This window comes from Clostridium aminobutyricum, assembly GCF_017255415.1.
GTDB lineage: Bacteria > Bacillota > Clostridia > Peptostreptococcales > Anaerovoracaceae > Aminipila > Aminipila aminobutyrica.
This window is the reverse complement of sequence record NZ_JAFJZZ010000006.1, coordinates 100,524-123,519: the sequence shown is the minus strand read 5'-3', so window position 1 is coordinate 123,519 and position 22,996 is coordinate 100,524. Positions and strand designations below refer to the sequence as shown.

18 protein-coding genes are annotated in these 22,996 nt (G+C 40.8%); 9 read left to right on the top strand and 9 right to left on the bottom strand.

All coding sequences use genetic code 11. From position 1 onward, the window contains the following. Positions 1 to 7: 7 nt before the first annotated feature. The 8 genes from JYB65_RS12125 to JYB65_RS12090 form a co-directional block, all read right to left on the bottom strand. Entirely contained in the window at positions 8 to 1,012 is a 1,005-nt protein-coding gene (locus JYB65_RS12125) for a C-terminal binding protein (RefSeq protein WP_206582953.1), read from the bottom strand. A 295-nt stretch (positions 1,013 to 1,307) separates the two neighbouring features. Then, positions 1,308 to 2,078, bottom strand: coding sequence for an enoyl-CoA hydratase-related protein (locus tag JYB65_RS12120; RefSeq protein ID WP_206582996.1), 771 nt, complete (start codon positions 2,076 to 2,078; stop codon positions 1,308 to 1,310). 8 nt (positions 2,079 to 2,086) lie between these two features. Then, a complete protein-coding gene (locus JYB65_RS12115; RefSeq protein WP_206582952.1) occupies positions 2,087 to 3,409 on the bottom strand; it encodes an acetyl-CoA hydrolase/transferase family protein in 1,323 nt (440 codons plus the stop codon). Positions 3,410 to 3,420: 11 nt separating this feature from the next. Further along, entirely contained in the window at positions 3,421 to 4,206 is a 786-nt protein-coding gene (locus JYB65_RS12110) for an acyl-CoA dehydratase activase (RefSeq protein WP_206582951.1), read from the bottom strand. A 17-nt stretch (positions 4,207 to 4,223) separates the two neighbouring features. Then, positions 4,224 to 5,354, bottom strand: a complete 1,131-nt coding sequence (locus JYB65_RS12105) for a 2-hydroxyacyl-CoA dehydratase subunit D (RefSeq protein ID WP_206582950.1) — start codon at positions 5,352 to 5,354, stop codon at positions 4,224 to 4,226. Position 5,355: 1 nt separating this feature from the next. Next, positions 5,356 to 6,579, bottom strand: coding sequence for a 2-hydroxyacyl-CoA dehydratase subunit D (locus tag JYB65_RS12100; RefSeq protein ID WP_206582949.1), 1,224 nt, complete (start codon positions 6,577 to 6,579; stop codon positions 5,356 to 5,358). Between the two features lie 33 nt (positions 6,580 to 6,612). After that, the gene (locus JYB65_RS12095) at positions 6,613 to 7,506 is read right to left on the bottom strand and encodes a 3-hydroxyacyl-CoA dehydrogenase NAD-binding domain-containing protein (protein ID WP_206582995.1); all 894 of its coding nucleotides are present in this window, start codon (positions 7,504 to 7,506) and stop codon (positions 6,613 to 6,615) included. A 50-nt stretch (positions 7,507 to 7,556) separates the two neighbouring features. Beyond that, the gene (locus tag JYB65_RS12090) at positions 7,557 to 8,762 is read right to left on the bottom strand and encodes a thiolase family protein (protein WP_206582948.1); all 1,206 of its coding nucleotides are present in this window, start codon (positions 8,760 to 8,762) and stop codon (positions 7,557 to 7,559) included. A gap of 435 nt (positions 8,763 to 9,197) precedes the next feature. Here JYB65_RS12090 and JYB65_RS12085 point away from each other — a divergent pair, with 435 nt between their 5' ends. Next, positions 9,198 to 10,667: a sigma-54 interaction domain-containing protein gene (locus tag JYB65_RS12085; RefSeq protein ID WP_206582947.1), complete on the top strand. Its 1,470-nt coding sequence runs from the start codon at positions 9,198 to 9,200 to the stop codon at positions 10,665 to 10,667. Positions 10,668 to 10,823: 156 nt separating this feature from the next. Here the strand turns inward: JYB65_RS12085 and proC are convergent, their stop codons facing one another. Beyond that, on the bottom strand, positions 10,824 to 11,630 hold the full coding sequence (proC, locus tag JYB65_RS12080; protein WP_206582946.1) for a pyrroline-5-carboxylate reductase: 807 nt from the start codon (positions 11,628 to 11,630) through the stop codon (positions 10,824 to 10,826). A gap of 674 nt (positions 11,631 to 12,304) precedes the next feature. Between proC and JYB65_RS12075 the strand changes: the two genes are divergently transcribed. The 8 genes from JYB65_RS12075 (at position 12,305) to JYB65_RS12040 (ending at position 22,995) form a co-directional block, all read left to right on the top strand. After that, a complete protein-coding gene (locus tag JYB65_RS12075) occupies positions 12,305 to 13,201 on the top strand; it encodes a LysR family transcriptional regulator (RefSeq protein WP_206582945.1) in 897 nt (298 codons plus the stop codon). 358 nt (positions 13,202 to 13,559) lie between these two features. Beyond that, positions 13,560 to 15,929, top strand: coding sequence for a glycyl radical protein (locus JYB65_RS12070; protein ID WP_206582944.1), 2,370 nt, complete (start codon positions 13,560 to 13,562; stop codon positions 15,927 to 15,929). 74 nt (positions 15,930 to 16,003) lie between these two features. Further along, the gene (locus tag JYB65_RS12065; RefSeq protein ID WP_206582943.1) at positions 16,004 to 16,942 is read left to right on the top strand and encodes a glycyl-radical enzyme activating protein; all 939 of its coding nucleotides are present in this window, start codon (positions 16,004 to 16,006) and stop codon (positions 16,940 to 16,942) included. Positions 16,943 to 17,528: 586 nt separating this feature from the next. Beyond that, positions 17,529 to 18,266 carry a beta-ketoacyl-ACP reductase gene (locus JYB65_RS12060; RefSeq protein WP_206582942.1) on the top strand — a complete coding sequence of 246 codons (738 nt, stop codon included), beginning with the start codon at positions 17,529 to 17,531 and terminating at the stop codon, positions 18,264 to 18,266. Between the two features lie 84 nt (positions 18,267 to 18,350). Next, a complete protein-coding gene (locus JYB65_RS12055; RefSeq protein WP_206582941.1) occupies positions 18,351 to 19,532 on the top strand; it encodes a thiolase family protein in 1,182 nt (393 codons plus the stop codon). 572 nt (positions 19,533 to 20,104) lie between these two features. Beyond that, entirely contained in the window at positions 20,105 to 20,308 is a 204-nt protein-coding gene (locus JYB65_RS12050; protein WP_206582940.1) for a hypothetical protein, read from the top strand. Positions 20,309 to 20,337: 29 nt separating this feature from the next. Continuing rightward, positions 20,338 to 21,105: an SDR family NAD(P)-dependent oxidoreductase gene (locus JYB65_RS12045; protein WP_206582939.1), complete on the top strand. Its 768-nt coding sequence runs from the start codon at positions 20,338 to 20,340 to the stop codon at positions 21,103 to 21,105. A 750-nt stretch (positions 21,106 to 21,855) separates the two neighbouring features. Next, positions 21,856 to 22,995: a YkvI family membrane protein gene (locus JYB65_RS12040; RefSeq protein ID WP_206582938.1), complete on the top strand. Its 1,140-nt coding sequence runs from the start codon at positions 21,856 to 21,858 to the stop codon at positions 22,993 to 22,995. Position 22,996: the final 1 nt, after the last annotated feature.

The following is a 22,996-nucleotide window of genomic DNA, read 5'->3' as shown; positions in this document are numbered from 1 at the left end:
GTTCCTACTATTCCGTAAGAGTTTTTAGGGAAAGCTTCTCTTTAAGCTCAGGATTTGCCAAGAATCTTGGTGCGTAGCCTTGTAATCTTTGTGCTACATTTTCTGCTGTTAATATCTTTAACGTTTTTTCTGAATCGTCTGAGTAATATGCTGCATGAGGAGTAATAATGACATTATTCATAGAGCAAAGTGGGTTGTCAGGCTGAATAGGTTCCGGATCGGTTACATCCAAAGCGGCTCCGGCGATTTCTCCTGATTTTAACGCTTCAATTAAATCCAGTTCGTTTACAACAGGACCTCTGCCGGTATTAATCAAATAAGACGTATTCTTCATTCTTTTAAAGACGCTCTTATTAAACATTCCTCGGGTGCCGTCCATGTCAGGAACGTGTGTGGATAAAATATCCGATTGCTCAACGAGTTCGTCGAAGCTGACAAGCTTAATCCCTTTAGCGGCAGCCACATCGGCAGGTACAAACGGATCATAGGCAATGATATTGATACCGTATGGCGCCATCTTTTCTGCCACAAGCTGTGCAATTTTACCGAAGCTGTTTAACCCTAAGGTCAAACCTCTTAAGTTTCGAACGCTGCCCATGTTCTTATAACTCCAATTGCCGAGCTTCGTTTCTCTGTTCAGTACAGTGATCTTTCTTGTGATCGCAAGGATCAATGCAACTGTGTGAGTGGAAACTTCATCAATACAGTAATCTCTCACATTGGAAACACAAACATTATTTTCTGTAGCGGCAGGAATATCAATTCGGTCAAGTCCAATTGCATATTTCGCTATGATCTGGCAATTCGGCATACTTTCGATGACTCTCCTACTGAGATTAGCATACTGCATAATGACTGCATCGGGATTTACTTCCTTAAACAGTTTAATGAGTGAATCTTCATCTTGAATCTGATAATCCAACAGTTCTGCACCGATTGCTTCTAATATTGCTCTTTCATCGTCTATACTATTAAATTGTCTGTCTGTTAATACAACTTTCCATTTGGCCATGATTATAATTTCCTTCCTTTCTATTCTCAGGAATATTGCATCATCCTTCGAACGAAGGTGAAGGATGATGTATTCTTCAAAATTCAAGTATTTTTTGCTTACGAGATTTCATGGTATGGTTAAGGTAGTCCATAATGATTATCTTTCTTATAAGACTGATTTGTGGTAATTCAATCTTAACACATAAAGAAATGGCTATGGATTTTTATTTAGTTCAATTTCATTTTACCGTTCAAGGACTCTTTCTGATTGAGAGACAAGCTGTTTATTGTGTAACCCATATGCTACCTTCAGCTTATTTATAATTTGGCTTTCGCTTCTCGACAAAAGCACTCATACCTTCTTTTTGATCTTCTGTCGCAAAGCAAAGTGCAAATAATTCTTTTTCAAGGGTAATAGCCGTGGGCAGATCAAGCTCTTGTCCTGTAACAATAGACTCTTTGCTATATCGAACTGCACTCAGGCTGTTTTTTAGTATTTTGTTCGCTAATTCCATCGTTGCTTCTTCTAGATTTTCTAATTCTACAACCTGGTTCACTAAGCCTATGCGTTTCGCTTCTTCCGCTCCGATGAGTTCGCCTGTAAAAATCAATTCCCGTGCTTTACCCTGACCGACAAGTCGGGCAAGGCGCTGAGTTCCGCCGCCGCCTGGGAGAATTCCAAGGCTTACTTCCGGCAATCCGAATTTAGCTTTCGATGAAGAAATACGGATATCGCAAGCGAGGGCAAATTCACAGCCACCGCCTAAAGCAAATCCGTTTACTGCCGCAATAAACACTTTACCCATTTCTTCCATGCGGCGATATAAATCGGTGGTGTATTTCGCGTAAGCAGCCGCTTCTTGAGGTGTCATGGTTCTCATATAGCTGATATCGGCCCCAGCAATAAACGCTTTGCCTTGACCCGTCCATATAACGACACCGATTTGATCATCTTGCTCCAAATCAGACAATATTTCATGGAATTCATTTAGTGCAGCAGCAGATAATGCGTTCAGGTTCTTCGGCTCGTTAAATGTAATCTTGCATATTCGACCTTGTTTTTCTACAATGGTTTTCAATTTGATACTCCTATCTACAATCTCATTCCGTTAAGGACACCTGAGTCTTTAAGATACTTATCGAAATCGATCCTTAACTGCTCTCTAAAATCCGGATGCGCAATTCCAATCAATAATTCCGCTCTTTCTCGGATATTCTTACCCAGCAGATTTGCAACGCCATACTCTGTGACAACATAATGTACATCCTGACGAGTGGTTGTCACAGGCGTTCCGGGTTTTAACATAGCGACAATTCTGGAAACTGTACCGCCTTTTGCAGTGGCTGGAAGGGCAATGACCGGTCTTCCGTTTTTCGATTGTTCCGCACCACGAAGGAAATCCAGTTGTCCGCCTACACCGCTAAAATTCTTGTTTCCGATGGAATCCGCTACAACCTGTCCCATAAGGTCTACCTCGATGGCGGAATTAATGGCTACCATGTTGTCATTTTGAGCGATGACAGCAACATCGTTTGTATAATCTACCGGCTTTAGACAAATCATGTTATTGTTATCAATATATTTATAAAGATCTTTTGTTCCTTGGATAAACGTTGAAACAATTTTTCTGGAATTCAGTGTCTTTTTCGCACCGTTTACAACGCCGGCTTCAATAAGCGGAATTAGATTGTCGGAGAATACCTCTGTATGTATCCCTAGATCCTTTTTATCCGCTAAGAATTTAAGAATAGCGTTCGGAACATTTCCTTGTCCCATCTGGAGGGTATCACCATCCTTAATTAAGGTAGAAATGTTGTATCCGATTTTTTCAGCAATAGGATCATCACTGTTGATTAAAGGAATCGTATACAGATCTTCATCATATTCAACGAAATAATCAATCTCTGATACGTGAATTAAGGTATCGCCGCAAACATGAGGGACCTCCTTATTCACTTGTGCGATGGCAACTCTGGATTTCTCACACACAAGTCTTGTCTGGTCACATGAAATACCGGTGTTTACATAACCGTTTTCATCGGGAGGAGTACACTGAATCATTGCTGCATGACAAAGAATTCTCTCTTCTCGGATGGCTCTAGGCAAAGCATAGAAATGAAGTGGAGTAAATTCTCCGCGACCATCCTGAATCGCTTTTCTATTATTCTTTCCGATAAAGACAGAGTCGACGGTGATCCAGGATGCATACTCCGGCTGAGCATAAGGTGCATCGCCTACATTTAACCCTTGATGAATGGTAATTTCTTTCAAATCTGTTCTTTCAAGGAGCTTATTAATAATATACTTCGGCTCTCCGGCAGCATGCATAGGGAAGATATGATCTCCGCTTTGGATTTGGTTCACTGCTTCTTCTGCTGTAACAAGTCTACTTGAATAAATTTCTTTCCAGTTCATTTTGGTTCTCCTTATAATTTAGAATTGCTAATATATTTTTCTCTGGCAAATACAGCCGCCCCCAGTGCTCCCATGGTCTGCGGAGATTCCGGTATGATGATAGGCAGGCCTATTTCTTCTTCGAGGGATTTTACCAAGCTATAATTTAAAGCCACTCCTCCCGTCATGATTACGTCAGGAGCAAGCCCTACGCGGTTGCATAGACCCGCTACTCTTTTCGCGACAGATTGATGGGCACCTTTTGCCACTGCTTGGGGAGTGGCACCGCTCGCGAGCTGTGAAATGACTTCTGACTCTGCAAATACGGTACAAACACTGCTGATAGGAACGGATTCTTCCGATTGTGCTGCAAGTTCTGCCAGCTCGTCAATTTTGCAATTCAGGACTCTGGCCATTACTTCGAAGAATCGTCCGGTTCCGGCGGCACATTTTTCATTCATTTGAAAGTTTTCTACCTTTCCGTCGGGAGATAGCTTAATTGCCTTTGCATCCTGCCCGCCGATATCGATAATACTTCTTGCATTCGGATATAAATAAAATACTCCTTTCGCGTGGCAGGTAATCTCCGTGATTTGGAGATCTGCCTTTGCGTAGGTCATTCGGCCGTATCCGGTCACAACAGAATAGTGGATATCCTGCATTTGCAAGTGAGTTTCTTCAAATACTTGTGTAAGCACCATTTCTATGCCTTTGGTTCCTGTGCCCAGATTCACTACCTTTTGAGAAAGAAGCTCTCCGTGTTCGTTTAAAATGGCAGCCTTTGATGAGGATGAACCAATATCAATTCCTAAAAACATGCTTATTTCCTTTCTGCTTATAGGAGGATTTCAGCGAAGCTTTGTATTCGGGTTCTAAGCTGTTCTACTGAATCCATCTGTTGGTCAACTTCAAGATATAGCATCTTAATGTTGCTGTCGTCCAACTCCTTTTTGTAAACCGGATAGTCAAACTCTTCCGGATCACAGAACTTGAACAAACAGACAACGACCGCATCTGCATGATGTTTTTCTACTAGATTCTTGAGCATGGTGCCTCTTGTTTTATTTTCTTCATAGAAGAAGGTACAGCCTTTCAGATCCATAACACGATACGCCATTTTTTCAATTGCCGTTCCGTCTGCTCTTGCAGGCACTCTATACTGTCTGGATTCGTGAGCCAGATCATCTGCCGCAATCGTATAACCGTTTTCGGTGAACAAATCGAGCAGCTGCTCCGGTTCCGTCATCAGTCCTGTAAGGACAACCTTCGGACCGTGAACTTCTTCCTTCGGCGTTTTTTTGATTTCATTCATGAGCTCTTGTAAGCGTGTTGTATAATCTGCCTTATCATTGAAATAGGAAGATTTTATGATTAGGTGTCTGACCGTTGGATTTAATGTTTTCGGATAATCATTGACCAATTCGACAAAATCCCGCATGGTCGCTCTGTACTCTTCATAAATAACAAAACTCTTTTCAAGCGCTTCTTCAGAAATTTTCGTTCCGATCAGTTCTTCTAAATCAGATTGGAATCTTCTATATTGTGAAATGAGGAACTGTGCACTGGACTCACTTGTTCTGTTCTGAGGATACACAAATGGAATCGCTTTGACAGTCGGTACTGCAACCGGCCAGTTCGCAAGGACTGCCTTCATCGTGTCACAGAAGGTAGGAATAATAATTCCTTCAAGGAAGTCGTACACGCCGTTCATACCTTGTTCCACATTGGCACGCATAATAGAACAGCAGAAGCTTTGGATATAAGAGTCGACCTTTGACATTTGTGTTTGTCCGCCCCACATCCCTACAGGCAGTAAGTTTGCTGCATAGATGATTTCTTCCGGCGTATAAATAGGGAAACAGCCAAACGCTTTTTTTCCTGTAACGGACAAAGCCTTTTCAACTGCTTTTTTAGGATTTCGTGCGTCTTCGATAAATTGATTAATAAGAACTTCCTGTTGATTCATCTTATTTCCCTCCTTTCTTTCTTTCAGCCATCATTTCAACTAATGCCTGTACTCTGTTTTCATATTGCGCTTCTGAAAATATGCTAGGGTCCGTTTGATCGCCGTCAAACATGACCGAAGGAATGTTCAGCTTTTTCATTAATCTTCGCTGTATTTCATACTGTTTAAAGTCCATTCCCTTGCAACTTCTGTTTGAATGGAAAAGAACACCGTCGATTTGGAATTCTTCTGCAAGCTTCAACAACCGGTCTGTCGCATAGTCCACATTTCTTTGTGTATAAATAGAATCGTAAGCTTTTGCCATGTCTCTAAGATTTCCGGGTTCATAAAGAATGGTCCAAGATTCAGGATAAGTGGACGTTACCATATTAACGCCGTTCTTTTTGAGAACCTTGTAAGTAGGTCCCAGATATGGCCAACAGGCAATACCATCCCATATAATTCGGTATTCTTCTTCTGAACCGTCTTTCCATGGACCGATTCCTTGCTCTGCTTTTTCTTTCAACTCTTCATACCATAGCTTAAAGAGCTTGGTACCTTCTTTTCTGCCTCTGAGACATACGATGGTAGCCATATAGTTAAACATATCAAAGCCGTTCAGCGGAGATGGAACATGAACAGCCAGATCGGTAGCTTTCTTCCACCAAGTTGCTGTTTCATTTGATATTTCCATGACTTCTTTGAGTCTGTCGTAGTCCATTTTTCTGCCCGTAAATTCTTCTAATTTTCGAATGGCATCTTTCAACTGTCCTTCCACGAAGCTGACATTATCCTCAGACACGTCATAACTGGAATTAAAAGGAGCATCAATCATGATGAGCGGAATATTAAATTTCTTCGCAATATTTTCATACCATTTAATAACCGTGCAGCAAATATTACTGCAGCAATAGATTAAATCCGGCATAGGGATATTCTCTGCTTCGGAAAATTGAAGGTTCGCATAGCCCATATTTACTCGTGCATACGAGCAAATGTCCACCGAATATCCTTCTCCTTCGGCATTCGCAATGAATTGCGGGGCATCTTTTCTGGCGCCTATGGCAGCTGCGTGGTTTTCTGGATATACAACAGTCAAATCCATGGCTTCAAGCAATTCTTGCGGGGCGATGGAGGTCGACCATACTACCGGCCGGCCTTCTTTTTTCGCAGCGATTGCATCGGCATAGTGCACCTGAAGCAACTGACCTAGGAACTCCTTCGATGTAAGTTTTGTTTCTGACATTTTTTCTCCTCTCTGCGTATGGTCCGCGTGCAGCTATTTCAAGTAGCCTAACAATTCAGGATTTGGCTCTTTGCTGCCATCTTCATGGTAGATATAAAATCCTTTACCGGTCTTTTTGCCGAGTAAGTTTGCCCGAACCATGTTTTTTAGTAAGTTCGAAGGTCTGTATTTCGGATCACCGGTTTCAGCTAAAAGCACTTCCATTACAGCGAGTTCTATATCAATACCTGCCATATCTATTAATTCAAGAGGGCCCATCGGGTGATTCAGTCCGAACCTCATCCCTCTGTCGATATCATCAACGCTGCCTATACCTGCTTCCAAAAGGGAAATCGCTTCATTAATCATCGGATCCAACATCCTGTTAACGATAAATGCCGGATTATCTTTTGAAACAATGATTTCCTTGCCGAGGGTTTTCCCGAAAGCAACGGCTATTGAAACGGTTTCGTCGGACGTAGTCAGTCCTCTTACCACTTCGAGCAGTTTCATAACAGGAACCGGATTAAAGAAGTGAGTCCCGATAAATCTGGATGGATTACTTACTACGCCCGCGATTTCTGTAATGGATATGGAGGAAGTGTTGGTTGTAAGGATGGCATCTTGCCGGCAGAGCTTACAAATTTCAGCGAAGATGGCTTTCTTTATATCTTTCTTTTCTGAAGCAGCTTCAATAATCATATCCGCTTCGCTAACCTGCAATAAAGAAGTAGTGGTGGTTAGTCTGGCTAAAGCGGCATCCTTATCGGCGCTCGTCATTCTTTCCTTAGAAACCTGTCTGGCCAGAGACTTTTCAATCCCTTGAGCGGCTTTTGATAACTGAACTTCACTGATATCTCTTAAGATGACCTTGTATCCGGCCGTAAGGCAATTCTGAGCGATACCGCTGCCCATTGCACCGGAACCGATAACAAATACTGTTTTTATGTCGTTTATATTCATATGGTTTCTCCTTTTGATTGCGCTTTCAATGCAAGTTAAATATTTTCTACAAGCACTGCAATACCCTGGCCGCCGCCGATACAAAGTGTCGCTATGCCATATTTGACATTTCTTCTTTTAAGTTCGTAAATAAGAGTGGTTAAGATTCTTGTTCCGCTGTTACCGAGAGCATGCCCGTGAGCTACGGCTCCACCATTCACGTTTACTCTTTCGTATAATGGTGTACCAGGCTCCATGCCCAGCTCAATTAAACATCCTAAGGCTTGTGCGGAGAACGCTTCGTTTATTTCAAATAAATCTATGTCCTCAAGTTTGAGGCCTGCTTTATCGAGAACCTTTTGAATCGCCGGAACTACACCCATTCCCATGATGGATGGGTCAACACCTGCGGTAGAGGTTGCCAGAATTCGTACAAGCGGTTGGATTCCTCGTTCAGCCGCAGTGGATTCTTTCATGATTACTACAGCGGAGGCTCCGTCGTTCATTCCGGAAGCATTTCCGGCAGTGACTGTTCCGTCTTTTTTAAATACTGGTCTAAGTTTTGCAAGTGCTTCTATCGTAGTATCCGGTTTAGGATGCTCGTCGGTATCAAATATAAAGGAACTTTTTCTTAATTTAACTTCAACAGGAAGGATCTCCTCTTTAAATTTACCTTCTGCCTGAGCTTTCGCTGCTTTCATTTGGCTGTCATAGGCAAATGCATCCTGCGCTTCTCTTGTGATGCCATATTTTTCAGCGATGTTTTCAGCGGTAATGCCCATGTTTACATTCGGCAGCAGTTCCGTTGGGTGTGCGTGAGAAGAGGCATAACTAAAGCTATCCTCCAGTTCGATATTGTTAATTCGAAAACCTTGGAATCGTACATCGGAAGGAAGATAGTAAGGGGCTCTTGACATATTTTCCGCACCGCCCGCAACGACGATCTCACAGTCCCCTGAGAGGATTGATTGATTCGCACTTTGCACAGCCTGAAGTGCTGAACCGCACTGCCTGTCAACTGAAAAGCCGGGCACTTCATTGTCAAGTCCTGCAAGCAAAAGAGATACTCTCGCAAGATTCGGCGTTTTACTGAGTACATCTCCCATAATCACCTGATCAACATCTGAATTTTTAATACCACCTTTTTTTATGGCCTGCTCAATGACGTAAGCGCCCAATTGATAGGCGGGTACGGTTTTTAGACTTCCTAAATATGTTCCGACGGCAGTTCGGACCGCTCCTGTAATAACACACTTATCCATAGTAGACTTTTCTCCTTAATCCTTTTGCATTTAATAAATTTAATTAGTATAAAAATAGAAATTTCCGTATGGCTTCATTTCTATGTTTCCTATATAGCGCAATAATTGTGCCAATAGGCGTCCCGTGTATGGAACTATTTGTAGAAAATACGAGAAAGCCTTAAAATTCAGTGGAATTAGGAAATAAAATTATAAAAGAAAGAGATGATAAGAGTTATTTGAACGTAAGATAAAATATCGGAAGCTACAAATAAACTGTATAAAAAATACTACACTGTATTGTTTTTTATACACATGCTGCGTATAGGCTACATAACTCGCTTGACATTATGTAAAAATAGGGGTAATATACACTAAACTGTTAGTATTTCTAGGTGAACGGAGAAGATTTTAATACCGAATTCACGGTCCACTGTTAGTTGAAGGAGGATGATCATGGGATTTAACACGATTATTAAACCGAAAATGGAAATAACAGAAGAATTGTTTACTAAGATTTGTAATAATGTACTGGGGAACCTGTATGTGTGCGATAAAGACGGAAACATTATATTTTGCAATGAAAGTTGTGCAGAGACTTTTCAATGTACGATGGAAGAGCTCTATTCTACAAATGTACATGATTTGCATAAAAAAGGTTTTACAGATCGGATTTCCGCTTCTGCCGAAGTGCTGAACCTGCAAAGCAAGGTAGTCCGATTTATCAGAACAGGGAACGGTGTCGGCATGCTGATCCACGGGACCCCTGTATTTAATGAAAATAACGAATTGGAAATGTCTGTCGCTTCAACTTTTGTAGAATCTGCCTTTTTTGAATTTGTGGACAAAATAGATTCTGAAAAAGCTCATTTGGAAAATGCCATAGAATTTCTTCAAAGTGCGCGTCAAGAAGAATGGTTCCTGGAATCAAGGAATTTTAAAATGCAGGAGGTTTATGCCTTGGCTTTAAAAGCAGCCAAATCCGACAGCACCATCTCTATCAACGGAGAATCCGGCGTGGGTAAAGAAATTATGGCCCATTATATTCATAAAAACAGCGGACGCTCCAAAGCCATCTTTGTACCTGTCAATTGTGCGACCATCCCTCAGGAGCTCATGGAAGCGGAATTGTTCGGCTATGTAGAAGGTGCTTTTACAGGAGCAACCAAGAAAGGAAAATCGGGGCTATTCGAAGTGGCAAATGACGGCACGATCTTTTTAGATGAAATAGGCGAAATGCCGTTTGCTATGCAATCGAAGCTATTGAGGGTGTTGGAATCCGGAGAAATACGTAAAGTAGGGGCTCAAACGGAGAAAAAGTTAAATGTTCGAGTAATTGCTGCGACCAACAGAAACTTGCGGGAAATGGTACGCCGCGGTGAATTCCGGGAAGACTTATTCTACCGATTGAATGTGATCCCTATTACAATCCCGCCCCTTAGGGAACGGCCGGAGGATGTTCTTCCTTTGGCGAACTATTTTATCGATAAGTACAATAAAAAGTATAAAGCTAAAAAATATTTGACATCTTTAACAATCGACCATTTTATACGGTATTTTTGGCCGGGCAATATTCGTGAACTGCGGAATGTGATAGAGCAGATGACGGTTGTCTCTAACGGAAACGAACTGGATATAAGAAAAAACTTTATCTTATCTGATACGATGGCCGCTGCAGATTACTATAAAAGACCGGCTGACGGGCATGGCGCGGAATCGCTTTCGCAATCTGAACAAAACGAGACGGCTTCTTTTAGGGATGACATCGCGGAAGGCGCTACGTTGAAAGAAGCGGTGAAAGCCTTTGAAAGGGAGTATATCAACAAAGTGATAGCACAATGCGGCGGAAATATAAGTGCTGCGGCTAAACAGCTCGGCATACATCGTACCAACTTATATAAAACGTTAAACAGGGTTAATATGTAGACTTTTGTCTACACATCAGACCGAAGACAAATCCCATCAACAAGCGAATGCTAGTGATGGGATTTTCTTTGATCTATGGGCTTTCTTAAATCTTTTCTCTGAATTACTCTTAGATTATGGATCTCATTCTTACTATTCCACCTCTTCTAAAATCAATCAGCTCAGCTCTTTGACGCGGCGGGCGGCCTCCTGAAAACTGCGCATGATAGAGCCTCCGATACCCTCCTGTTCCATGGTGTAGATAGCCTCAATGCCAACTCCGCCGGGGGACGTCATAGTATCCAATATCTCATAAGGATGCATATCGGTCTGATTCAACTTGATAGCAGTTCCGATCATATTTTCAATGGTAATGGAACGGGCTTGTTGTCGGGAAAAACCCGCATGCACGCCGGCATCGATCATGGATCTCATAATATACAGTAGATAAGCAGGACCGGCGCAGCTGTAGGCCGTAAACGCATCAAACATATCCTCGGGAATCTCCATCACCCGGCCAATGGCCTCCATAATCTCTATAACTGTCTTTGCCTCTTCGGCGGTAGTGTTAGCGTTACGGCACAGGGAGCTGTATCCATAATGGGCCTGAGTAAGAGTGTTAGGCATGATCCGAACGATCTTGCTGGATCTGCCCAACATCTGTTCAAGAGTGGCAATACTCACACTAGCACAGATGGAAACAAAAATACAGTTTTTAGGCATAAAATCTTTTAATTGAACACCAACTGTATGCGCCTCTTGGGGGCGAACGGCGAATATTACAATATCAGCATTTTTAACTGCGTTCTGCATGGAAACCTCGCCTATAATACCATACTCTTTCTGAAGATATTCTACCCGCTGAGGGTTGATATCATAAACATGAACCTGTCTAGCATTAAAACGATCGTCGCCTATCATACCGCGGACAATTCCTTCTGCCATATTACCTCCGCCAATAAAAGCGATCTTAGGATTCGTCATTATATTCTTCCTTTCAAACTTAATAAGTATAAGCAGGTGTATGATGTCGCCTGCGGAATCATACTACTATATTGTTAAAATAAAGTCAATATTTATTCGTGCTTTTTAAAATATCTGTTGGCCTCATTCAAATAGAGTCAAATTGGTTCGTAGTGATATAGATACATCACTTGTTTGTTTTTGCTACAACTTTGTGTATATTTCGCTTCTTTATGTAAATATGATACTACGATTCAAAGGATGAAAATGAAGTTATGTGAATTTTGGATACAAAGTTTGACTCAGATAAAATAGACTTCAACCCTCAACTTTTATTGAATTCGGTGGAATAGCACAAATTTTTTAAATATTCAAAAAGCCATTAAGTAAAAATGGCATGATACTTGCTTTGTATTAACATAAAATGATTAGCGCTAAGTCGTAAATTTAGTGGCACTGTTTTGGATAGAAAATAAAAGTAATGGATATATCTACGAATGAAGCGCCAGCCATCATTTTTAGATATATATTTATGTCCTTGTTCGTCAAAAAAATAACAAGAAGAATGATTTAGAGGCTTAGAATTAGGATACCCAATAGATGTTCAGAGGAAGCTTTTTTAGCTCGCTTTGTCATTTATGATAGACCTCTTTAGTTAATGCATTAGAGTTAAAGAGGGAATGAGAGGAATAAAATTGGATATAAAGAAGTATGAGGTATTACTTGACACCATTGGTAAAGGCAGCTTTATTAAAGTTTGTGATGAGGTAGGATATACTCAGGCCGGAATCTCCCATATGATGAACAGTCTTGAAAGGGAAATCGGGTTTCGACTTTTAAGGAGAAGCAATAAAGGTGTACTGCTAACACAGGAAGGGCAGCAGGTGCTTCCTACCATAAAAGAGCTAGTGAGGATCAGTGATAAACTGAATCAAGAATTTGATTTGATACGGGGGCTGGAGACTGGCAAGGTGCGAATTGGCAGTTTTCCTACAATGGCAGGGGTTTGGTTGCCTCATGTGATCCGGTCTTTTCATGAAAGATATCCAGCCATTCAAATCGAACTTGTGGAAGAAGACAGCATGTGGCGTCTAGAGGAATGGTTGTCTGACGGTTTTATCGAACTTTGCTTTATCAGTAGGCAGCCGCATCATACTTTTGAATGGATCGACCTTAAAAGAGACCTGTATCTGGTAGTCTTGCCTGAACATCATCCTTTGACGGAATACGATCAGGTGCCGGCGGAAATGCTTATGAAAGAACCGTTTATCATGTGTAGGTCTTTGGACGGACCGGACATGGATATTAGCAGATATTTTGAACAGATGGGAATTCAGGAGAAAGCCACGTTTGCTTCTAATTCAGATTACACCATTTTGTTTATGGTGGAACAGAATTTAGGAATCAGCTTGTTGCCGGAACTGATTCTGAATAAAGTTCTTGGCAGTTATTTCAAGGGCTTAGTAATAAAACCTTTATATCCTCCGGCGTATCGTCAGCTGGGGATGGCGGTTCGTTCTTTACAAGGTGTCTCTCCTGCAATGGAACGGTTTATCAAATGTACCAAGGAAATTTTATTGAGCGGAGAATAGGAAAAAGTAGAGTGCGGTCGGAAAACAGGACGGAAAATGAAAAACCTCTGACTGATAAATCAAACGTTAACTTGCGAGTTGATACCTCGTTTCAACAGGTGTCTTCTCGCTTTTTAATTGTATTCGCTCATAGTTGTAGAACTCAATCTTCACGTATCAATGCTGCTTTTATTTTTAAATACTGAAAAAGAGCTACAAACTCAGTATTACAAATGGTTAATATCTATATTAAATATATGTGCTTTACTAATAGACAAAATTTTTTTAATGTTAGGATAGAGACGGATAAAATAAGCAATAAGGAAGAAAACAAGATTTCTGTCTTTATGGGTTTTAACTAAGAGGAGGGATTTTTATTATGATGACAAAGCGTGTAGAAAAATTGAAAAAACAACAAATCGAAGCTAAACATACCTTTAGTTCAGAGAGGGCAAGACTTGTTACTGAAGCGTACGAAAAATTCGGTTCCGAGCCTAACATTCTCCTTAAGGCAAAGTCGTTGGATTATATCTTGGAGAATATGACCATTTACATCCTGGACGGCGAGCTGATTGTCGGCAATCATACCGATAAACAGCGGTGTGCTCCAATTTATCCGGAATTTGCCGCTAAATGGATTCTGGACGAAATAGACGAATTCACGACTAGACCGGTTGACCGGATGGTTGTAAGCGATGAAGAAAAACAGGCGGTTATAGATGTTCTTAAAAGATGGGAAGGCAAGTCATTTGATGAGGTCACAGCAGACGTTCTTCCGATAGAAAGTATTGAGGCGGAGAAAGCCGATGCCATGACGGTAGGTGCCCGTGACTGTGCGACAGGACATATCATCCCGAATTACTGGAGACTGTTTGACGGCGGTATGACAAGGATCATCGAAGAGTGTGAAGAGAATATTGTGAAGCAAAAGCCTGTAACGTGCAGAGAAGAGCAGGAAAAAGTGGACTTTTGGCAAGCTGGGATCATCACCGCAAAGGCAGCAATCAAATACGCCAACCGGTTTTCAAAACTGGCGGAAGAGCTGGCTGAAAAAGAGCAGAATGAAACAAGGAAAAGGGAATTGCTTACCATTAGCCAAAATTGTAACAATGTTCCGGAAAAGGGACCATCTTCATTCTTTGAAGCAGTACAGTTCGTTTGGTTTATGCATATCATTGTAACCATCGAAAACAACGGACACGGAAACAGCTTAGGTCCTTTTGACAGATATATGAACGATTATTATGTGACGGATCTGAAAGCTGGCAAGATCACAGAAGATGAAGCAAAAGAAATGCTGGAGTGCCTCTTTATTAAGATGACCGATATTATTAAGCTGAAGAACAGATTCTATAGTGAGAGTTTTGCGGCATACCCGGTATGGCAGAACATGATTATCGGCGGCATAGGTGCCGATGGGAAGGATGGCTGCAACGAGACAACGATGCTGGTTCTGAAAGCCAATGCGGACGTTCAAACATCGCAACCGACGGTATCCTTGAGACATCATGACAATCTGTCCAAAGAAGTGTTTGATATGGGTGTGTCAATGATTCAGCAGGGACTGTCAACACCGGCGTTCTTCAATGATAAGCTGGTCATCCCGATGGTGATGAACAAGTTCGAAGGTTGTACGATTGAAGAGGCAAGAAACTGGTCCATTACGGGTTGTGTACAGCCGAATATTGCAGGATTTACAGATGGAAGACCTCAGGTTGGGTATGTAAACTACATAAAATGTATTGAACTTGCAATGAATGACGGATGTGATCCTGTTTCTAAGAAAATGATTGGTGTAAAATGCGGCAGATTTGAAGATTTTGAGACATATGAACAATTCCTTGAAGCCTTCTACAGCCAGCTGGATTATATGTATCATCTCACGCTTACTGGATATACTGCAGTAACCTCTCTGCATGCGGTTCGTCAGAATATGCCTTTTTCATCATTGTTGATTGACAATTGCATTGAGAAAGGAAAATCGTTACAGCAGGGTGGTGCTAAATACAGTGAATCCGGTGTTCTTGGAACAGGGCTTGCGAATGCAATGGACTCTCTTGCTGCAGTAAAGAAGTTTGTTTATGATGACAAGGGTGTTTCTCCAAAAGAGCTGATGCATGCAATTGAAACGAACTATGAAGGAAATGAAGCACTCAGACTGACCTTATTAAATAAAGCGCCTAAATTCGGTAATGATATCACCGAAGTTGATGAAATCGGACGAAAAATTGTTGCTCACGTTAGAATATTTATTGATCAGTACAGAGACAGCAGAGGCGGAAGATACACTTATGACATTGAATCTCAGTCCATGAACGTAGTTCAAGGAAAAAGCGTAGGAGCTACACCGGACGGCAGACCAGCAGGGGCGCCGCTTGCGGACAATGTTTCTCCGGCAATGGGAAGAGACGTAAATGGTCCTACGGCAGCAGTACTTTCAGTTGCTCATCTAGACCAGATCAATTGTAATGACGGTGCGTTGTTTAACCTGAGATTTGATTCGAGAAGCATTGCAGGAAAGAAAGGGCACGATGTGATAGGAGGTGTCATCAAGACATATTTCAATCACTTAGGAGAGCATATCCAGATTAACGTAGTATCTGATGAAACTCTGAGAGCAGCTCAAGAAAAACCGGAAGACTACAGAGATTTACTTGTCCGCGTAGCTGGATACATGGCGTACTTTACAGAGTTGGATAAGGGTGTTCAGGATGCCATCATATCAAGAACGGCCCATAGTGCTGAATAATGATTGAACAATGACATAATGTTGCATTGCCATTCGGCAATGCAACATTGTTGAAAGAGGAGCAGTAAAAAGGCATGGTGAATAATTTGAAAGACAAGAAAAAGGGGCTCTTAGGAGGCATTCAGAGGTTTTCTACAGAAGACGGCCCCGGTATTCGTACCACAGTATTTCTGAAAGGATGTCCATTATCTTGCAAATGGTGCCACAATCCTGAACTATTGTCTTCCGATATCGATATTCTATATTCTCTGGCTAAGTGTATTCGATGCGGAGAATGCATTAAAGTCTGTCCTGTGGGAGCTATCACAGGAGCCGAGGAAGATATCCATATTGACAGAGATAAATGTATCCATTGCGGTCTCTGTGCAGAAAATTGCTGTTCTGAAGCTTTACGTGCGGCAGGGGAACACCGTTCCTTGGAAGATCTGATGAACGTACTGGTACGTGATAAAGAATTTTATGATAGTACGGGAGGCGGAATCACCTTGTCGGGAGGAGAAATCCTCGCCCAAGCAGCTTATGCGAAAGAAATTGCTGAAGCCTGTAAGAAATATGATTTAAGCGTTGCGCTGGATACCAGTGGATTCGGAGATTTGGAAGACTTTAAAGAACTTGCGAAATTGGCAGATACGATATTATTTGATATCAAGTCAATGGATTCAATGACGCATAAAGAACTAACAGGAGTGGATATGGATGTTATCCGTGACAATTTGAGGGGGCTTGCAAGCGATCCGGAGAATCGGAGAAAAATCATTATACGGTTGCCGATGCTAAAAGGTATCAATGATCAACCGGAGACAGCTGAAAAAGTATGCGTATTGATGAATGAACTGGGACTGCAGGAAGCGAATATACTGCCGTACCATTCAATGGGAGTTTCTAAGTCTAGAAAATTGGGCAATGCACCGGAAGAATTTGAGACGCCGGAAGACGGACAACTGATGAAACTTGAAAAAATCTATAAAGATCATGGAATTGAAATTTCTATCATGGGGAAGGCAGAATCGTAAAAGCGAACCCTCCAGATTAATTCACGGCTTAATCTGGAGGGTTTTATATACTAATGCAGTCCAGCGAAGATTACAAAATATCTCCGGAGACTTTTTCAACAATCCTTCATGAGTAGCGATAATGATACGTATATCGTATATAGTATATATTTCGCTTCACATAAGTGTATGTACCGCTACAATAATAAGTTATAACGTTACTGCTGTGTAAGACTTTCACTAACAAGTGAGTAAGTAAGATAGAAGATTCAATTGCTGACTTCCATTGAATTCTTTGGAATGGAGCACACTGTTTTGTAAATGTGAAGGACAAGCATCAAATATGGCATAGTACTTGCGTTTAAATAGGGATGTAATGCACTGAAAGCATGAATAGTAGTTGTTAAAGGTCATAAGTGAGAGGGTTTTCCGTGATGTTATTAGCGCGCATACCTTCCTAAAGGGTATGAATGTTGGGGATTTTTCATTTGCATAAAGCATATAAACTATGAAATTCATCCAAAAGTATTTTAATAATAATCAGAAGGAATACCTCACTTTTAGGACTGAAAAATGTTTTACGAAAAGGAAATGATAGAGGTAGATTATGAAAGGTTTAAATGAAAAAGTTGTTATTATCACAGGAGGAACCAAAGGGATTGGCAAGGCAACCGCGTTGAGATTTGCTGAAGAGGGTTCCAAAGTAATTATTACAGGACGTGCCGATGGAACTGCAGTTGCTGATGCGATGAAAGATCAGGGGGATGTTTGTTATATGAAAGTCGATGTTTCTGATTTAGAAAGCTGCAAGCTTCTAGCGAAGCAAGTTATCGATAAATATGGAAGAATCGACGTGCTAATTAACAATGCAGGTGTTACAAAGGATGCAACAATGAAGAAAATGACGCAAGAGCAGTGGGATGATGTTATTGCTATCAATCTCACTGGTACATTTAATTGTACATCAGCAGTATTGCCGACGATGCTTGAGCAAAGCTCTGGTGTTGTAATCAATACATCTTCAGTAGTCGGCCTTTTTGGAAATCAAGGACAAACCAATTATGCTGCGACGAAATGGGGAGTTATTGGCATGACGAAGACTTGGGCAAAAGAAATGGCCAAAAAAGGATTGCGATTTAACTGCGTGGCCCCTGGATTCATTGGAACCGAAATGGTGGGAAAAATTCCAGAAGATGTGTTGAAGGAAAAAATTCTAGTGAAGATCCCAGCCGGTCGTTTAGGTGAGCCAGAAGAAATTGCTTCTGCATTCGCTTTCCTAGCATCGGATGAAGCGAAATATATCAATGGTGCTGTTCTTTCTGTTGATGGAGCAGCAGTGCTTTAAGGAAGAGCTTGTACTGCTTATTACTAACTAAATCTGTATGCATGATTTTGTGTAAGAAAGTTTTTACTCTGGAGGTAAGAAGTTATGAAGGAAGTTTATATCGTATCAGCCAAAAGAACGCCGATTGGTGATTTCATGGGAGCATTGAGTAAGGTTGGCGCAGTTGACCTTGGAATCCTTGTTGCAAAGACTGTTGTGGAAACAGCGGGTATTAGCCCCGACTCAATCGAAGAAGTAGTCTGCGGCATGGTGTATAAAGAGGGTGTTAAAGGTAATCCGGCACGTCAAATTCAGCTTGGAGCTGGATTCCCCGATAAAGGTTATGCATCAACAATTGATCAGCAATGCAGCTCAAGCATGAAAGCCATAGAGTTGCTGTCTCAGCAAATATTACTTGGTAAAACAGAGGTTGGTGTAGCTGTAGGTATTGAAAACATGTCTCAGGCACCTCATTTATTGTTAAATTCCAGAGAAGGACAACGGCTGGGTGATATCAATATGGTTGATAGCTTAACCTATGATGCTTTAAATTGTGCAATGTGCGGATACCATATGGGACTTACGGCAGAAAATCTTGCCGAAAAATATGGCATAACGAGAGAAGACCAGGATCAACATGCTGCTTTAAGCCATGAACGAGCTCTTAAAGCACAACATGAAGGTAAATTTATCGATGAAATTATTCCGGTATCTATCACGGACAGAAAAGGGAATGTGAAAATAATTGACACGGATGAACATCCTAAACCGACTACTTTTGATGCATTTGGTAAACTTCGCCCTGCGTTTAAGAAAGATGGAACAGTAACCGCAGGCAATGCTTCTAGCCTTAATGATGGAGCAGCAGCAGTTCTTTTAATGAGTGGAGAGGCGGTTAATAAGTATGGGGTAAAACCAATAGCAAAACTGGTCTCAACAGCATCCTATGGGGTAGATCCACATTATATGGGGATAGGACCTGTGTATGCAATTCCTAAAGCCTTAGATTATGCAGGCTTAACAATGCAAGATATCAATTGCTTTGAAATCAATGAAGCATTTGCTGCGCAGTTCTTAGCCTGCAATAAGGAATTGGGTATCGATATGGATAAAGTTAATGTAAATGGATCGGGTATTGCACTTGGGCATCCGGTTGGTGCAACAGGGGCTAGAATTATCGTTAGTTTGATACACGAACTAAAAAGAAGCAAAGGTCGTTATGGAGTTGCTTCTCTTTGCGTTGGCGGTGGTCCGGCAATGGCAGCGGTGATAGAAAATCTTGAATAGCTTTTAATTCAATAGGAAAGAAAATGAAAAACCTCCTCTGGTAGATTCATTATTGTTGATTCTACCATAAGAGGTTTTTTAATTCTCATTTTTCAGTTGCTCTGTTTTCCGGTTGTACTCCCATAATGACACAGGATATGTAGATAAAAGTATACACATTTTGTACAAATAACGCTTCACAGAATGTATACAATGAATATATTTATATTCAAAACCGGACAAGTGTATACATAGAACTACAGATTGTATGGAATATGCTACTACTGTATACATGGTGATACAGTAAGTGTATGTATCACTACACTTATAAATGATACAAATAAAAATCATGGGGTTTAACTAGGGAAAATAAAAAAGAAACAGCGGGATTTCCCTAAAAAACAATCCCTCCGATTTACGTGTAACGGTTGCTAATCCTTGAATTTTGCGGCAGCAGAGAGAATGGCTGTGGACAGAGAGGTCGTTACCGCAGAAAACATGGCATAAGGCTTGCGTTATATAAAGGCGATATGATATATGGTTTAGTGTTGTTCTGCTGTATGGCATCTATGTGGCTATGATGGCAGGCGGCAGTGAAGGAAGCAAAAATTGCAGGGGTAGTCGGCGTAGCCGGAATCGCTGTGGTGGTGGTTTCAATGCTAGTAGGTGAGAGTGCATTTTTAGATGTGATCAGAGGGCAGCAAGTACCTACCTTAGCGATTTCCAAGCACGTTTCACCGGTTTTGGGAATGATTTTTGCACTGATACTGATTTTAATCATACATTTTATTACTTAATAGCACTTAATATTACAGGAGGTAAAATTATGCGTTTGGAAAAGAAAGTGTGCCTGATCACAGGCTCAAGCATGGGAATTGGGGAATCAATTGCAGAACGTTTTGCAGAAGAAGGAGCAATCGTACTGATCAATTCCAGAAGCTCAGAGAGAACCAATGGAGTAGTGGAATCCTTGAAGGCAAAGGGATTTACGGATGTAGACGGGTTTCCTTGTGACATCTCAAAGAAGGATGCGGTTGCGGCAATGATGAAGGATATCGTTGCAAAGTACGGGAGAATCGATGTTGTAGTAAATAACGCAGGAATCAATAAGATTGCGCCTTCTACGGAGTTATCCGCAGAAGACTACAAGGCGGTTTTGGATACAAATCTTTGCGGCTCATTATATTGTGCACAGGAAGCGGCAAAATTCATGATAAATCAGAAATCTGGTTCCATCGTCAATGTTGCTTCTGTCTTCGGACTTGTGTGTACGGGAATGAGAGCAGCCTACAGCTCTTCAAAATCCGGAGTCATTGGCTTAACTAAAGTGTTAGCTGTTGAATGGGGAAAAGATAATGTAAGAGTAAACAGCGTGGCCCCTGCTTATATTCGTTCTGCTATGGACGATCAGGACCAAGCAGCAGGAGGATATACGGAAGCGGATATTTGCAGAAGAACTCCGATGGCCCGTTACGGAACAGGTAGAGAAGTGGCGAATGTTGTGTTATTCCTTGCTTCAGATGAGGCAAGTTATGTTACAGGAACTTGTTATGAAGTAGACGGCGGCTGGGTAGCATTCGGCGGCTGGTGCTAGAAAATGGGAGAAGAAAGAGTATGAATATGAGCAAACATGTAGAAGCGATGCCAGCTTCTGGGATTAGAGCGATGTTTGACCTTGCGGCTAAATAAGACAACGTAGTTAGCTTCTGCTTTCCTATGCTTCCAGTGAAGAAAAGCTGCAAGAAGGCATTAACCGAATGAAAGAAGTATTGAATAAATAAACAAACAAGTAACTTAAACAGACGAAAGAGTTGTATGGATCATTTCATGATACAGTTTCTTTGCGCAACAGAGCATATATTAATATTCTTAACATTATTACATGAACCTTCATACTAATTAAGGGGGCATCTCAAAATGATTTCAAATGAAATTAAAGAGAGCCTCCTTTTTTTTTGATAGATTCATTGTCTTCTGATCTCGGATCAGCTTCTCAAAATTTTTATGGAAGAATAAGTGTAGTTACTGTAAAAATAGCTGACATGAGAAAAACTAATAATCAATATAAGAAAGAGGCACTGTACTAATCAGTTGGAATTTTGGTAATATTGCGATAATAAGATTTGTGATTTCTCACAAGAAACTTATTGATTAATTTTAAAATTAATGATGGAAAGGAAGGTGCACAATAGCCGGTACGATACCGGAACGCTATGGGAAGAATTCTTAATGAAGCTTGATATGGTAATGAATGGAACGTCAAGGCCATTAAGAAAAAAGGAATCATATCGAATACTACTACAATAGTTAGTAAAAATTTTTAGGAGTACAAGGAGGAGTTTATATGGAAAAGCAATCGATCAGTATAAAAAAGGTCACAATCCTTGCGGGAGCATTCTGTGCGTATATGATTGGATCAGGATTTTCAACCGGACAAGAGGTTTTACAATTCTTTTCAGTTTACGGAGTGGCAAAGGGAATTATATCTACATTAGTGTATGCGGCAATAACGATATGGCTTATTTACACCTTATATGGAACAGGTCAAAAAATGCAGTTTAGTAATCCGTATGATGTTTTCGAATATTATTGCGGGAAATACATAGGTAAATTTTATACATGGTATAGTGTTGTATTGCTGTACGGTATCTATGTAGTAATGCTGGCAGGTGCAGGTGCGACCATTAATCAGTATTTTGGAATACCAGCCTATATAGGTGGTTATGGTGTAGCTATTCTTGCATTGCTTACAGCATTGTTAGGAGTTGAGAAACTTATTAACATCATAGGTGTTATCGGACCTATTAAAATCGTATTCATGATAGTAGTAGGTGTCTCCGCTTTTATAACAATGGCATCACAACCGAATTTATTATCAGAGAATAGTGCGCTTATTCAAACAGTAGGATTCCAGCAGGCTTCTGGTAACTGGTTATGGTCAGGAATACTATACGCTTTCCTTGGTCTTGTGTTTGGTAATGCATTTTTCGTTATGAACGGTCAGACTGCAAAGAATCTAAGAGAAGCAAGACTTGGCGGTGTGATTGGAGCTATTGCCTTAGCAGGTGCAGTTATTTTACTTATTATTGCTGAAAATGTTTATTTAGATGTTATTGAAGGCCAGCAAGTACCTACATTAGCAATTGCTAATCACATATCACCTGCCTTAGGTTTGATTTTTGCTTTAATAATAGTATTATGTATTTATTCAGCTGTATCATCCATTCTTCAGGTTGTTACCAGAAACTTTGCTGTTGACAAAACTAAAAAGTTTAACATTTTGGCAACAGTATTAACTGTAGTAGGGATGTTTGGTGGTATGGTGTTACCTTTTGATAAAATGGTAAACCTTTTATATGTTATTGCAGCATACTCAGGAATTGTATTGACAGGTTTTATGATCTATAAAGAGTTTATAAACAAGAATGCTTTCCCTTTCAGAAAAAGTAATGATGAAAATAAGGACGTAGATGTTGCAGTATAAT

Excerpts from the sequence above, each read along its gene's own strand:
- proC (WP_206582946.1), bottom strand. The coding sequence starts at position 11,630 with ATGACGAATCCTAAGATCGCTTTTATTGGCGGAGGTAATATGGCAGAA.
- JYB65_RS12045 (WP_206582939.1), top strand. The coding sequence starts at position 20,338 with ATGCGTTTGGAAAAGAAAGTGTGCCTGATCACAGGCTCAAGCATGGGA.
- JYB65_RS12110 (WP_206582951.1), bottom strand. The coding sequence starts at position 4,206 with ATGTTTTTAGGAATTGATATTGGTTCATCCTCATCAAAGGCTGCCATT.
- JYB65_RS12105 (WP_206582950.1), bottom strand. The coding sequence starts at position 5,354 with ATGAATCAACAGGAAGTTCTTATTAATCAATTTATCGAAGACGCACGA.
- JYB65_RS12070 (WP_206582944.1), top strand. The coding sequence starts at position 13,560 with ATGATGACAAAGCGTGTAGAAAAATTGAAAAAACAACAAATCGAAGCT.
- JYB65_RS12090 (WP_206582948.1), bottom strand. The coding sequence starts at position 8,762 with ATGGATAAGTGTGTTATTACAGGAGCGGTCCGAACTGCCGTCGGAACA.
- JYB65_RS12100 (WP_206582949.1), bottom strand. The coding sequence starts at position 6,579 with ATGTCAGAAACAAAACTTACATCGAAGGAGTTCCTAGGTCAGTTGCTT.
- JYB65_RS12040 (WP_206582938.1), top strand. The coding sequence starts at position 21,856 with ATGGAAAAGCAATCGATCAGTATAAAAAAGGTCACAATCCTTGCGGGA.
- JYB65_RS12065 (WP_206582943.1), top strand. The coding sequence starts at position 16,004 with ATGGTGAATAATTTGAAAGACAAGAAAAAGGGGCTCTTAGGAGGCATT.
- JYB65_RS12125 (WP_206582953.1), bottom strand. The coding sequence starts at position 1,012 with ATGGCCAAATGGAAAGTTGTATTAACAGACAGACAATTTAATAGTATA.
- JYB65_RS12060 (WP_206582942.1), top strand. The coding sequence starts at position 17,529 with ATGAAAGGTTTAAATGAAAAAGTTGTTATTATCACAGGAGGAACCAAA.
- JYB65_RS12055 (WP_206582941.1), top strand. The coding sequence starts at position 18,351 with ATGAAGGAAGTTTATATCGTATCAGCCAAAAGAACGCCGATTGGTGAT.
- JYB65_RS12085 (WP_206582947.1), top strand. The coding sequence starts at position 9,198 with ATGGGATTTAACACGATTATTAAACCGAAAATGGAAATAACAGAAGAA.
- JYB65_RS12115 (WP_206582952.1), bottom strand. The coding sequence starts at position 3,409 with ATGAACTGGAAAGAAATTTATTCAAGTAGACTTGTTACAGCAGAAGAA.